Here is a 13,070-nt window from a genome sequence, read left to right as displayed (position 1 = left end):
GGGCCTGAAGAGGCCCAGACCCTGCCAGACCCGGAACGTAACCTCAGTCCCAGGGATTGTCGCGGTTATGGCGGCGATGCGACCGGCGCCGGTCCCGCTCTTCCCGTCGTGAGATCTGTCCGGGAGAGTACGGCGGATGAGAGGGATGCGGCGGCTGCAGGCCCGTACCGAAGTCCGCTTCATAATCCCGCTCGGGAGGCTCACCCTCCTCGAGCTGTCGTTTGGCCTCAGCATCACCGAGCTGAGCCCGGGCCCGTCGAGTGAGCTCCTTCTTCCGGTTGCGGATGATCTCGTCCTTGCGCGCGATGTGTCCCAGTCCGCCGAGCAGCGTGGGAATGATGACGAAGATCGGCCAGAAGAAGATGAACCCTCCAGATGCGATCGACGAGATCGCCCAGATCGCCAGCACGATCCCGACCGGTCCTGCAACAGCACCGAGCAGTGCACGACGCACCCGATCTCGGTAGTACTTATGCGCCGCGGCATCGATCTGCTCCGGCGTGATCGGCACCCGCTCTGCCTCGAGGCGAGCCAGTGCCTGCGCACGGCCCGCATCATCGAGCTTGCCAGGCTCGACCTCGGCCGGATCGGCGAGGACGAGGTCCTCGATCAGCTCTGGGACTTCACCGAGCGTCTTGATCTTCGCAGCCGCCTCGGTGCGTTCATCGAACTCCTCAACGTCGAGCTGACCGAGAGCATAACCCTCCGAGAGGACATCACTGACGACCGCGCGGTCGGCATCAGAGGCCCGGACCCGCCCATACGAGCGGGGATCTGCGCTGAACCGCGACCAGAGGGGACTGGCATTCATGGTGAATACTCTAACCCCGCGATCAGCGGTGAGACTGAGGATCAGCCGGGAATCGGGCTGGACTAAACTCGACCGAGTGGAACCCGTTGTCGTGCTCATCCTCTTCGCCGTGTTCCTCGGCGCATTGTCCCAACGCGTCACCGGGATGGGATTCGGCCTGGTCAGCGGTCCCTTCCTCGTCCTTCTCCTCGATCCGTTCAGCGGCGTCATCCTCGTCAACATCTGCGGAATCGTCGCCTCATTCTCCGTCTTCGTCCGCACCTTCGCAGAGGTGGAATGGCCGCCTTTCCGGCATCTTTCCTTGGGCGCGGTGATCGGTACCATCCCCGGCGCACTCCTGTCGTCATCGATGCCGACCCCGCCGCTGCAGATCCTCATCGGCGCACTCATCATCGTCTCCCTCATCAGTTCACTGACCTTGGGGAAGCTGGGGCGGACGATCCCCGCGAACATCGGCACACGCCTGGCGGCCGGTCTCTTCTCCGGGGCGATGTCTGCCGCGGCAGGAGCCGGGGGGCCGGCGGTGAGCGCCTTCGCTGTGCTGACGAACTGGGAACAACGGTCGTTCGCGGCCACCCTGCAGCCGTTCCTCGTCGTCGGGACCGCCTCGGCGGTGGTGATGAAGGTGATCATCGACGGAGGGACCTGGCTTCACCTGGAGCTCGGAGTCTGGATCGGACTCGGGCTCGTCCTTGTGGCGGGCCTCGCCGGAGGCGATTGGCTCTCCCGCCATATCGACGTGGGCGCAGCGCGGATCGGGATGCTCGTCCTGGCTTTCGGAGGCGGGATCGCGGCCTTGGTCAAAGGTCTCGTGGCCCTCGTCTGAGGCGGTGGCGCACTGGCCGTCTGAGGCGGTGGCGCACTGGGCGAGCGGCGGTGTTCGATGACCCGCGCGCAACGGCGTCGCGTGACCTGCATGCACCGGTCTTCCACCGCCGGGACTGAGCCGTCATCGACGGCCGGGGACTGAGCAGATGTGGGGCACAGGCTCAGACGTCTTCCAGTTTCATCGGGCATACTGTTCGAGGACAAAGCTAGCCTGGGAGGCATGGATCGTGACTGAAGTATTTCTGTTGCTGCTCGTAGTTCTCGGGGCCGTTTTCTTCATCGGTCACCGCAAGGAGAAGAAGCGGCAGCAGGAATTGCACGCCGCTGAACTTCAGCAGGTGAAGAAGACCGCTGAAGAGGACGTCACCGCATTCGGTGAGGAAGTCGCCGAACTCGACGTCATCACCGCTGGCGTCGACCTCGACACGGGCGGAGCGCAGGACTACAAGCAGGCGCTCGACTCGTACGACGTCGCCAAGGAGACACTCGAGAAGGTCTCCGAACCCACTGACATCCGCCACGTCACCGAGGCGCTCGAAGACGGCCGCTATGCCGCCAAATGCGTTCGCGCCCGGGTCGAAGGCAAACCCCTGCCGGTGCGTCGTCCGCCCTGTTTCTTCAACCCGCAGCACGGTCCCTCGGCCGAAGACATCGATTGGGCTCCGGCCGGCGGCCAGCTGCGCCCCGTGCCCGTGTGCGCTGCCGACGCCGAACGCGTCGCTGTCGGCGCCGATCCGCTGGTGCGCAAGGTCGTCACCGGTGACGGACACACCCGTCGCGCTTACTGGGAGGCCGGGCCGGCCTACGCCGAATACAACCGCGGCTACTTCAATTCCTACGCTGGCTCCGGCCTGCTGCCCGGCGTCCTCATGGGTGCCATGATGTTCGGCGGAATGGGCGGCGGCTGGGACGGCGCCTACGGCGGCGACATGGGCGACGCCGGTGGCGATATGGGCGGTGACACGGGCGGCGGTGACGGCGGCGGCTTCTTCGGAGGCGACGGTGGCGACGGCGGCGGCCTGTTCGACGGATTCGGAGACATGTTCTGATGGACACGATCGAGATCCGCGGCGAGTCGATCAGACTCGGTCAGCTGCTCAAACTCCACGGAATCGCCGAACACGGTGCCATGGCCAAGGACATGATCGCCGACGGTGAGGTCAGCGTCAACGGCGAGGTCGAGACCCGCCGCGGTGCTACGATCCGTCCCGGCGATCGTATCGAAGCTCTCGGCGAAGTCATCGAGGTGGCAGCTGAGGAAGGCTGACAGCTTCGGATATGAGTGGAGGGCGTCCCTGCAGGGACGCCCTCCATCTGTCTGTTCGGACTGAATTGCTCTCTGTTCGGACTGAATTGCTCTCTGTTCGGACTGAACTGTTCTCTGTTCGGACTGAACTGCCTACCGCAGCTCAGGAGCTCCCGGGGCGTCGTTGATGCCCGGGGCGTCCCACAGAGCCGACCAGTTCGACGTGTCCTCTTCGAAGGGCAATTCGTTGGAGAGGATGCCTTTGACCTGGATCTCCAGGGGGTTGTCCCGCTGTTTCGGGCCCAATTGCACGAACGGATAGAAGGTTCCGCGCTTGTACTGGTAGACCAACGCCATCCGGCGTCCATCGGGATGGACGAAGTACACGGTTGTGCACAGCAGCATCGTGTCGAAGCCCTGATTGACCAGCGCCGAGTTCACGGCGTGGATGTTCGTGACGAGGTTGACCACCTCGGCGTTCTCATCGGCCACGACCTGCCACGTGAACCCGAACCCGTCGTTCTCCTGCCTCACCGAGGCGGCCGGGTCGGAGCCGATGAGGGCGACGCTTTCGGACTCGGCGGATTGGAACGCGGCTCCCTCGACCTGACGGAAGGCGACGGCCCCGACACCGGTGGGGGTGAAGCCGGTCGCGGCCTGCAGAGTCAGTGCCGCCGGCGGCAGGGCGAAGAGGTCGTCGAGGTTGGCCCGCTTCGGTTTGGACCGGCCGAGCAGTGCGTCGAAGAATCCCATGGAGCTCCTAATTCGGTGGTGCGCAGTTCAAAAGGTGCAGTTGGTGCTCACTCGGGGCGGGAGAGCTGGGCGGAGATCTGGGCCAGCTGCTCCAGTCGCTTCTCGAGTGAGGGGTGAGTGGAGAAGAGCTGGCCGAAGGCGGCCTTTCCGCTGATGGCGGGGATGAGAGCCAGGTGGTTCGCCGAGGCGGACGACCGCAGATCCTTCTCCGGGATCTTGGCCATGTCTCCGCTGAGCTTCGTCAGCGCCGACGCCAGGGTCGACGGTGCACCGGTGAGGATGGCTGCTGCGCGGTCGGCGGCCAACTCGCGATATCGGGAGAGGGCGCGGATGAGGACGAACGAGAGCCCGTAGACGACGGCACCGACGAGGATGAAGAGCAGCTGGATCGGAATGCCGTTGTTATTGTTGTTCGACCGTCCGAAGCTCATGTAGTAACCGGCGCGCATCATCAGCGCGGCGACGACACCGGTGACGCCGGCAACCGTCATCACCGTGACATCGCGGTGGGCGACGTGTGAGAGCTCATGGGCGAGCACGACCTCGACCTCATCACGGTCGAGCTTCTCGAGCAGACCACGGGTCACGCACACCACCGAGCGCTCAGGGGAGCGGCCGGTGGCGAAGGCATTGGGGATCGGAGAGTTCGAGACGGCCACGCGGGGTTTCGTCGAATCGGCCAGCTGGCAGAGTCGGTCGACGATCGTATGCAGCTCCGGAGCCTCCTCGGGGGAGACCTCCCGTCCGCCCATGGCACGCATGGCGATCTTGTCGGAGAAGTACCACTGGAAGAAGAACGCGCCGGCGCTGATGAGGACGGCGATGATGACTCCGGGAATGTTCTGTCCGAAGATCCACCAGATCGCGAGGATGAGGACGACATAGATGAGGCCGTTGAGGAAGATCGTCCATCCCATCCGCATGGTCAGTCCGTTGTCTTTGACGAAGCGATTCTTCATCGGGGTTCCTCTCTGGCAGTGGCAGAACCGGCCCACTGTCGAAGACAATGGGCCGGGTGCATTTCGGTGCTCTGTGGTTTCAGGCCGGGTCCGGGATGAAACCCTCGCCGGTGAGCAGTTCGGCGATCTCGGCCAAGGTGGCGTCGACGAAGGGGATGACGACATCGGAGGATCCGAGGTAGTCATCGGCGACGGGCTGCCCGTTGGCCGTGACGTAGTCGTGGAGGGCGCTCAGCGCGGTGCGGGCGGCTTCCTCGTTGCCGGCGTTGACGGCATCTTCGACCTGGTTGTCGTACTTCTGGAGCAGGTCCTGGTCGACGTTCTTGACGTCGAACTGTCCTTCGCCCATGATGCGGATGATCATTGCTGATCCTCACCTTCGAGCGACTTCTGGTCCTGCTTCTCGGACCCGGCAGGCAGGGAGTCACGCATCCGCTGGAGCTCCATCTCGACGTCGTTCTCGCTGGAGAGGGAGTCGAGCTGGGCGGTGATGTCGTCCTTCTGGGTTCCCGTGACGTCGTCGAGGGCACCCGAAGCGAGGAGCTCATCGACGGCACCGGCCCGCGCCTGCAGCGACGCGGTCTTGTCTTCGGCGCGCTGGACGGCGAGTCCGACGTCGCCGAGCTCTTCCGAGATGCCCGAGAACGCCTCGCCGATCTTGGTCTGTGCGTCGGCAGCGTTGTATGTGGCCTTCAGCGTCTCCTTCTTCGTGCGGAAGGCGTCGACCTTGGCCTGGAGACGCTGCGAGGCGAGAGTGAGCTTCTGCTCTTCGCCCTGCAGTCCTTCGTGCTGGGTCTGCAGGTCGGTGATCTGCTGGGTCAGCCCCGACTTGCGGGTCAGTGCCTCGCGGGCGAGGTCTTCACGACCGATCTGCATGGCTTTCTCGGCCTGACCGGAGAGCTTGTTCTGCTGCTGTTCGAGCTGGTTGATCTGCAGCTCGAGGCGCTTGCGGCTGGTGGCGACATCGGCAACACCACGACGGACCTTCTGCAGCAGCTCCAGCTGCTTCTGGTACGAATAGTCAAGGGTTTCGTTGGGGTTTTCGGCCTTATCCAGAGCTTTGTTGGCCTTGGCACCGAAGATCGTCGCGATCCGTTGGAAGATACTCATCCGTAGTCGACTCCTGCATTGGTTTGACCCGACGCTGCCAACCCGATCCACTCCGGTCCGGAGATTCTTGGCCAACACCGCCGCGAACTATCGCTCTCAAGTCTACTGAGAAAGGCTGATAGTTTGCCAGACGCCGACTACGAGAACGAACAGATCCCGGCCGCAGAAACTCGGGGATGAGCGGCAGAGGTCCCGGCGCTCGAATCCGATCGGCTCAGGGGGCGAAGAGACGCGAGTTCGCCGCCTCGACTTCGGAGTACTGCCGGGCCGCGGTGTGGAGCGCTCCGTGGACGGAGTTGAGCGATTCCATGAGCTGCTTCTGCGCACGCTCCCACTGGTTGACCACGGCTTGGAAATTCTGGGCCGCACTGCCGCGCCAGCATTCCTGGAGGGCGAGCAGATTGCGCATCATCGTGTCGGATTCGGACACGAGATTGCGGGAGGTGTTCGCGGCGGCTGTGGCAGCGGATTGGACGCGTTCGGCGTCAACTTCGAAACTCATCATCACTCCTCTTGGTCAGAGACGTTCCGCCGCGGTCGGGCGAGACGACATCAGTGTCGGCTGACTCGACAGAGGAGGGGAAGAGCACGGAAAGAGGGTGTGGACAGCGTTCGGCTGTCCACACCCTCCAGGTGGCTGAGTCACGACGGGATCCCCACGCGCGGACGCTCGAGTGGTGAACGTTCGGGCGGCTGACCGCTGAGCCAGCGGACCGACTCGGCGACGTGCCTACTGCAGCACGAGCGTGACGTCGAGCTTCTGTTCCTTCCCGCCGCGGACCACGGTGACTTCGACCGGGGTGTTCACCGGCTGAGCGCGGACGAGGGCACGCAGGGCGATGGCATTGTTCACCTTGGTTCCGGCCACCTCGACGATGTCGTCTCCGTCCTTGACTCCGGCCTTGGCCGCGGGAGACCCACCGGCCACGGACTGCACCTTGGCGCTGCCTCGGCTGATCCCGCCGCTGTTGATGTGCCCGTCGGTGAGAGTGATGCCGAGGAACGGATGCTGGGCCTTGCCGGAGGAGATGAGCTGATCGGCGATCATCACAGCCTGGTTCGCGGGGATCGCGAATCCGATGCCGATCGACCCGGACTGACCTCCCTCGCCCTGGCTCAGCGATGCGGCCGCCGAGTTCACGCCGATGAACTGGCCATCACCATTGACCAGCGGTCCACCCGAGTTGCCGGGGTTGATCGCCGCATCGGTCTGGATGGCGTTCGTGATCGTCATCTCCTTCTCCTGCGAGGAGGCATCGTCGCCGATGTTCTCCGTCGATACCGGACGGTCGAGCGCGGAGACGATGCCGGTGGTCACGGTGTTGGCCAGGCCGAGCGGGTTGCCCAGGGCCATCACGGGGTCGCCCACGGTCAGCTTCTTCGAATCGCCGATGACCAACGGTTTCACCCCGTCGGGCACCTGCTCGAGCTTGATGACGGCAATATCGGTCGAGGGATCGCGGCCGACGATCTTCGCCTCCGTCGTCTCGCCGTTCTTCATGGTCACGGCGATCTCGCCGTCGGGGGTGTCCGCCGGCGCGACGACATGGTTGTTCGTGATGACGTGGCCCTGATCGTCGTACAGCGCGCCCGAGCCGAGCCCCTGGACCTGGCCTCGAGTGCCGACCTGGATCGACATCACGCTGTCGGAGGTCTTCTCTGCGACCTGCGTCCAATCGGGGGTCTCGATCGTCTCCTCGGCGACCTTGCGCGGTTCGTCGTTCTGCAGCGACGAGAGCGCATAGTTTCCGCCGAAAGCGAGAGCCCCACCGAGGAGCGCGGCCACCAGGCCGATCGCGATCGTCGCGCCCCAACCGGGTCCTTTCTTCTCTCGCCGAGGCGGCTGCTGAGCTCCGTACGGACCGAACCCGTCCGGTCCGACCGGACCACCGGGACCGTTGGGATTCCCCGGCCCACCGGGTCCGGGCTGGGAACCGACGGCCGAGAATTCCGAGGAATAGGGGACAGAGCCGGGTGCCGCCGAGTAGGCATTGGAGGCGGTCGGCTGGCCGGGAGCGTTCTGAGGGTTCGAAGCGACCTGCTGACCGGAACCAGGCTGTTGGCCCGGAGCGTTCGGGTACCCGGGACCTTGCGGGTTCTGGGGGCCGTTCGGGTGGCCAGGAGCGGCTGGATAGCCGGCGGAACCTGTCTGCTGAGAGTTCACCCCGGCCTGATAAGCCCCAACGCCAGCAGCTGCTGCTCCGGCTCCCGCCGTGGCGCCGACTGCTGCCGAGGGACCGGAGCCGTCAGCGGTCGAGCCGGTGCTGCTCTGTCCGGCGTTGTTCTGGCCCTGATACGACTGCGGACCATTCTGCTGGTGCTGCCCGTACGGGGACGGGTGCTGAGTCTGATTCGGCTGGACGTTCTGCCGACCCGGCTGCGATTGGCTGCCGTAATTGCCGTGGGCGCTCTGGTGTCCCTGCTGGCCGCCCTGCTGTTGGCTGCCTGGCTGGTACGAAGAGTGCTGCTGCCCGTTCGGCTGATACGGCGACGGCTGCTGGGAGGGAGAGCCTCCTCGGTGAGGGGATCCGTCCACAGGGTTCTGCGCCTGAGTCGACGGAACGTCGGGGCGTCTCTCCGGCGGTGCGACCGGTGGACTGACGCGTGCAGGACCGTTGGGCTGGGACGGGAAGGTGCGCGGAACCTCGGCTCCGGACCCGCGGTAGCCACCGGCCGATGGGCTGCGACGTCCCCCGCCGGCGGAACCGCTGCCCTGATTCCCCGACGGAGGCGGTGTCTGATCATCCGATCGGGAGCTGCGGGACACCTCATCCGGATTCTGAGGGTCGGTGTTCTCGTTCATCGCTCATCCTTTCGCGTGTCCGCAGTGGTTTCGCCGTTGTCGGAGATGGGCAGGTCGATGCGGAACGTCGCACCGCCGCCCGGAGTTTCGTGGACGGAGATCGCACCATGGTGGTTCTCCACGATCGCCTTGACGATCGACAGGCCGAGCCCGGACCCGCCGGTGTCCCTGGTCCGGGACACGTCGAGGCGGTAGAAGCGCTCGAAGATGCGCGGAACCACCTCGGGGTCGATACCGTCACCGTGGTCCCTGACCTCGAAGCGGACCCTGCCGTTGGGGAATCCTCGCAGTGACTCATCGACCGTGATCGATCCGGCCGCCGTGACATCGGGGACGATGTTCGCCGGCTCGGGAGCCTTGGACTGCGAACCGGACTGGGGGTCGGTCGATGAATCGGACTGAGACATAGCCGGAGAATCGGCCGCTGCCCCACTCTGCGATCCGGAATTCTGAGGACCGGTGGGTTGCGCCGACTGTGATCTGGACGGTGTCCTGAGCTGCCCGTTGTGCTGCCCCTCTCCCCGCTCCGCATTCGCGGCGGGACTCTCGGGACCCACCTGACGGTCGGGCTTGGTCGGGGACTGTGCAGCGGTCCGGGGGGTCGGTTGGGTGTCGGTTTGGTCGTGTCCGGCGGAGTCGCCTCGGCGGAAGATGCGGACCCCTCCGGTGACGAACCCGCGTTCACGGGGTTTGTCCTTCGCCCCGCTCTTCGCACCATTGCGACCGTTCTGGCCGCGGGCGCCGCCCTCGCGGATCTCGCCGGTGTCCGCGGAATCGGGGTCGACGGACTCGGGGAGACCGACGACGCCGACGGCGAATTCGATCGCCGCGTGCTCGGGGGTGTGCCGCACGGCGTTGCCGGCAAGGTTGACGATGACCTGGCGGATCTTCGATTCGGAGCCGCGGATCATCGGCACGGGTTGGGCGTCCTCACCGTCGAGTCCGATGAAGCTGATATCGCGGTCCGGGGCCTGTGCCGCGGCATCGGCGGCGGCATCGCGGACGACCTTGTGCAGATCGACCGGACCGATCTCGGCGGCACGCTGCTCGTCGAGCCTGGCCAGGACGACGAGATCGTCGACGAGGACGCCCATGCGCTTGGCCTCGGACTCCATCCGCTCCATCGCATTGGCGACGTCCTCGGACTTCGTGATCGCACCCTGCCGGTACAGCTCCGCATAACCGCGGATCGTGACCAGGGGCGTGCGCAGCTCGTGCGAGGCGTCGGAGACGAACTGGCGGATGCGCTTCTCCGAGCGGGTCTGCCCGTCGAAGGAGTCCTCGATGCGCCCGAGCATCGTATTCAGTGCCGCCGACAGCCGCCCGAGCTCGGTGTTGCGCGGATAGCTGGGCACACGTTGGGACAGGTCTCCGGCGGCGATGCGGGAGGCGGTCTTCTCGATATCGCGCAGCGGCCGGAACGTGTTGTTGATCGCCCAATAGCCGACTCCGGCGACCATCGCCAGGGCCAACAGGCCGATGCCGATCATCGTGTTCCGGGCCCGCTCGTTGATGTTGTCGACTTCGCGGTCGAAAGGCACCGCGATGGACACGAGCACGTCGGTGTTCTTCACCTTCATCGCCCGGGCCCGCCACTGCGAACTCGTTCCGGCGACGGTGAATGGCTCGCCGCCGCGCGAATAGACTTCCTTCTCGTTGATCTTCGGCAGGATCGGATGGTTCTGCGGCTCCGGGGCGACGGGGTCGCGGATCGGATCCCCGTCCGTGTTGTAGAACTGCACATAGAATCCGCCCGGCAGGAGGCTCTTGAGCTGATCCCAGGAATTCGAATCGATCGTCGTCGACGACGGCGCATCCTCGGCGTCGTCGTCCCCGGACTGGAGTTCGGCCTTCTGGAACACATCTTGGTAGGCCTGCTTCGCCAGGGTCTCGGAGGCGCTGATGAGTCGTTCATCGGTGCGCTGGACGAGGCTGTCGCGCAGGTTCTCCAACACCCAAGCGCTCGTCCCCGTGAGGACGAGCAGCATGAGCAGCATCATGATGGCCAGCAGCTTGGTGGTCAGAGACCATTCTTCCCAGAAGCCGGGACGGGAGGGACGGGATTCTATTGCCACGTATGTAATCTATCGTCCTTGCATGGACGACTACTTGGATTCCGGTGTGCGCAGCATGTAGCCGACCCCGCGCTTGGTCTGGATCATCGGTGTCCACTCCATCTCGACGGGGTGGCCGGCGGCATCGGTCTCCGGGGTGACGTCGATCTTGCGGCGCAGGTAGGAGATATAGGACTCGACGATTCCGGTGTCTCCGCCGAAGTCGTATTCCCACACGTGGTCGAGGATCTGCGACTTCGACAGGACGCGGTTCGTGTTGAGCATGAGGTAGCGCAGCAGCTTGAACTCGGTGGGGGAGAGGTCGATGAGGATGCCGGAGCGGCGGACCTCATGGGTATCGTCGTCGAGTTCGAGGTCGCCCGCCACGATGACGGCGTTTTCTTCGTCCTCGAGATTGCGGGTGCGGCGGAGGACGGCGCGGATGCGGGCGACGACCTCTTCGAGACTGAAGGGCTTCGTCACATAGTCGTCACCGCCGACGGTCAGACCGGTGATCTTGTCCGAGGTGTCATCACGGGCGGTGAGGAACACGACGGGGGCGTTCATACCGATCTGGCGCAGTCGGCGGGTGACGGTGAAGCCGTCCATGTCCGGGAGCATGACGTCGAGGACGAGGAGGTCGACGTCGGTCTGCTCGGCCAGGCGCAGCGCCTCGGCGCCGTTGGCGGCGGAGACGACGTCGAAGCCGGCGAAGCGGAGACTGGTGGACAGGAGTTCGCGGATATTGGGCTCATCATCGACAACGAGCAGGGTGGCTTCGATGTCGGTGTCGTTCTGTGCTGTAGTCATGGCTCCAGTCTGGGACCCGATTCTGGGAGTGGGCTGGAGGTCAGCTGAATGCAAATGTGACATGCGTCACTGGAAAACTCTCAGGAAAGTCCTTTTTAGTCCTGGATCGGGTATTCGCTCTCAGGAATGAAGGCCTGATTTCAGTGAAAAATGTGGTCGCGACCAGTTTGCGTTCAGAAACGATCGTCGGGGCGGGTGTGGGTAGGGCGGGTTCGGCTCAGTATGGGCGCGGCGGGCGAGGGTCGGGTGGCATTGGGAAGACGGTGCCCGACCGGGATGTCGGATTCTCTCGGATCTCACGCGGCGGGCGGAGGTCGAAGAGCTGCCGGGTGACGGCGAAGCGCCGAACCCGCTCGGGGCGGTGGCGGTCATAGATCACCTGGCCGACAGTGCCTCGTAGTGACGGGTCCTGCTGGACGAGGTGACGGGCCCAGCGGTCCCGGCCCTTGTTATCGACGAAGTGAACCACGGTCAGGCTCGGTGCTCTTGCCGAGGAACCGGACCAGTAGTCGATAACGCTGCCTTCGGCCAAGGCTGCATTGGGGCAGGGAGGGCGGTCGAGAATCGGATAACGGGCCTTACGGAATGCGAGCAGGGAGACGGCGATGAGTCCGAGGCCGGCGGCGATTGCAACCACCCACCAGATCGGAGCCGCGTCTGTCATGGTGGGAACGAAGCCGAGGCCGAGCCCGCCGCCGGCCCCGAGTGCCGCCAGCTGGTATCGGAAGAACCTGGACAGGCTGCCGCCGGTGCGGAAGCGGCCGAGGGCCGCGAGTACGAGCAGGAAGCTGATGGCGGCAGAGACGAGGGCTACGATGACGGCGAGGGCGCTGAAGACGACTTTTTCGCTCAGCAGCCCTCCGGGATCCGCGGGAAGGAATGACAGCACCGCAATGGCGAAGCCCGACGTCAGCGTGGCCGACATGGTGATGATGCCTGCAATGCCGGCGGCGAGCTTGCGTCCGGCGGTGATGCGCAAGGGCTGAAGCGACATGGGCGGCTCCTCGGGTCAGATGTGGGAGTCGGCGTCGGAGTGGCGGGCGCGGAAAGCCGCGACGTGTGTGCGGGTGGCGCAGCTGCCGGTATCGCAGAAGCGCTTCGAGCGATTGCGGCTGAAGTCGGCGAGGTAGGCGCGGCAGTCCTCGGCGGCGCAGCGCCCGAGACGGTCGAGATCGCCGGAGCGGATGAGGTCGATGAGGACCAGAGCGACATCGGCGGCCACTCGGTCGGCCAGGCTGGCTTGAGCGCCGGTCGCGTGCAGGTGCCAGTCCCAATGGTCGTGTTTGACCAATTGCGGCACTGACCCCGAGTCGCTCAGTGTGAGATTGATCTCATCGACGACCGCGATCGTCCCCGCTTCGACCTCGTCGTCGGTCTCGGCGTCGATGCTCGCATCCAGTGCTGCGGCGAATCTGCGGCGCAGTTCCAGGGTCTCGTCGACGTCGCTTCTGGTGGCGGTCAAAGGTCCGGAGAAGTCGTGCCGGGCCGCGAATTCGCGGAGTTTCGCGGTTGTCGTCAGTTCGTCACCGCCGTCCGTGATGTCGCCGGAGGTGTTGAGGAGGTCGACGAGCATCGTGAGGTTCGCGCGAATGTCGTAGATGAAAGCCATGGTGAATGACATTCTGCCACAGGATGTAAGGACCAAAATGCACTTGACCCATTTCAAATTCAGGGTCGATACTGAAACCAGCAGCCG

General features: G+C 64.9%; 14 protein-coding genes. 3 read left to right on the top strand and 11 right to left on the bottom strand.

Annotated elements, in window-relative coordinates; translation table 11 throughout:
• Window positions 1-43: 43 nt before the first annotated feature.
• Entirely contained in the window at window positions 44-811 is a 768-nt protein-coding gene (locus ACVZTU_RS14815) for a DUF1707 SHOCT-like domain-containing protein (RefSeq protein WP_482400728.1), read from the bottom strand.
• A gap of 76 nt (window positions 812-887) precedes the next feature.
• Here ACVZTU_RS14815 and ACVZTU_RS14810 point away from each other — a divergent pair, with 76 nt between their 5' ends.
• The 3 genes from ACVZTU_RS14810 (at window position 888) to ACVZTU_RS14800 (ending at window position 2,906) form a co-directional block, all read left to right on the top strand.
• Complete coding sequence (locus tag ACVZTU_RS14810) at window positions 888-1,637, top strand: sulfite exporter TauE/SafE family protein (RefSeq protein WP_482400727.1); 750 nt, start codon at window positions 888-890, stop codon at window positions 1,635-1,637.
• Between the two features lie 229 nt (window positions 1,638-1,866).
• Window positions 1,867-2,688 carry a hypothetical protein gene (locus ACVZTU_RS14805; protein ID WP_482400726.1) on the top strand — a complete coding sequence of 274 codons (822 nt, stop codon included), beginning with the start codon at window positions 1,867-1,869 and terminating at the stop codon, window positions 2,686-2,688.
• On the top strand, window positions 2,688-2,906 hold the full coding sequence (locus ACVZTU_RS14800; RefSeq protein WP_025780455.1) for an RNA-binding S4 domain-containing protein: 219 nt from the start codon (window positions 2,688-2,690) through the stop codon (window positions 2,904-2,906). The genes ACVZTU_RS14805 and ACVZTU_RS14800 overlap by 1 nt, the downstream gene beginning before the upstream one ends.
• A 132-nt stretch (window positions 2,907-3,038) precedes the next feature.
• On the opposite strand, the gene pspAB is transcribed toward ACVZTU_RS14800, so the two are convergent.
• From pspAB to ACVZTU_RS14750, 10 genes are all read right to left on the bottom strand, one after another.
• Window positions 3,039-3,638 carry a PspA-associated protein PspAB gene (pspAB, locus tag ACVZTU_RS14795; RefSeq protein ID WP_482400725.1) on the bottom strand — a complete coding sequence of 200 codons (600 nt, stop codon included), beginning with the start codon at window positions 3,636-3,638 and terminating at the stop codon, window positions 3,039-3,041.
• A gap of 47 nt (window positions 3,639-3,685) precedes the next feature.
• Window positions 3,686-4,597 (bottom strand): zinc metalloprotease HtpX, encoded by a 912-nt coding sequence (gene htpX, locus ACVZTU_RS14790; RefSeq protein ID WP_101543644.1) that lies wholly within the window; start codon window positions 4,595-4,597, stop codon window positions 3,686-3,688.
• A gap of 79 nt (window positions 4,598-4,676) precedes the next feature.
• Window positions 4,677-4,961, bottom strand: a complete 285-nt coding sequence (gene pspAA / locus ACVZTU_RS14785) for a PspA-associated protein PspAA (RefSeq protein ID WP_139468159.1) — start codon at window positions 4,959-4,961, stop codon at window positions 4,677-4,679.
• Window positions 4,958-5,707 carry a PspA/IM30 family protein gene (locus ACVZTU_RS14780; protein ID WP_101543641.1) on the bottom strand — a complete coding sequence of 250 codons (750 nt, stop codon included), beginning with the start codon at window positions 5,705-5,707 and terminating at the stop codon, window positions 4,958-4,960. Before ACVZTU_RS14780 ends, pspAA begins: the two co-directional genes overlap by 4 nt.
• A 214-nt stretch (window positions 5,708-5,921) precedes the next feature.
• Entirely contained in the window at window positions 5,922-6,209 is a 288-nt protein-coding gene (locus ACVZTU_RS14775) for a WXG100 family type VII secretion target (protein ID WP_035321190.1), read from the bottom strand.
• A 228-nt stretch (window positions 6,210-6,437) separates the two neighbouring features.
• Window positions 6,438-8,510 (bottom strand): S1C family serine protease, encoded by a 2,073-nt coding sequence (locus tag ACVZTU_RS14770; protein WP_482400724.1) that lies wholly within the window; start codon window positions 8,508-8,510, stop codon window positions 6,438-6,440.
• Complete coding sequence (locus tag ACVZTU_RS14765) at window positions 8,507-10,585, bottom strand: sensor histidine kinase (RefSeq protein WP_482400723.1); 2,079 nt, start codon at window positions 10,583-10,585, stop codon at window positions 8,507-8,509. The genes ACVZTU_RS14770 and ACVZTU_RS14765 overlap by 4 nt, the downstream gene beginning before the upstream one ends.
• Window positions 10,586-10,615: 30 nt before the next feature.
• Window positions 10,616-11,374: a response regulator transcription factor gene (locus ACVZTU_RS14760; RefSeq protein WP_039208507.1), complete on the bottom strand. Its 759-nt coding sequence runs from the start codon at window positions 11,372-11,374 to the stop codon at window positions 10,616-10,618.
• Between the two features lie 217 nt (window positions 11,375-11,591).
• A complete protein-coding gene (locus ACVZTU_RS14755) occupies window positions 11,592-12,368 on the bottom strand; it encodes a hypothetical protein (protein ID WP_482400722.1) in 777 nt (258 codons plus the stop codon).
• A gap of 15 nt (window positions 12,369-12,383) precedes the next feature.
• Window positions 12,384-12,995, bottom strand: coding sequence for a CGNR zinc finger domain-containing protein (locus ACVZTU_RS14750; RefSeq protein WP_482400721.1), 612 nt, complete (start codon window positions 12,993-12,995; stop codon window positions 12,384-12,386).
• Window positions 12,996-13,070: the final 75 nt, after the last annotated feature.

The sequence above is a fragment of the Brevibacterium sp. OS20 genome (genome assembly GCF_056837565.1).
The sequence above is the reverse complement of the archived record's forward strand: the minus strand, read 5'-3'. Positions and strand labels throughout refer to the sequence as shown.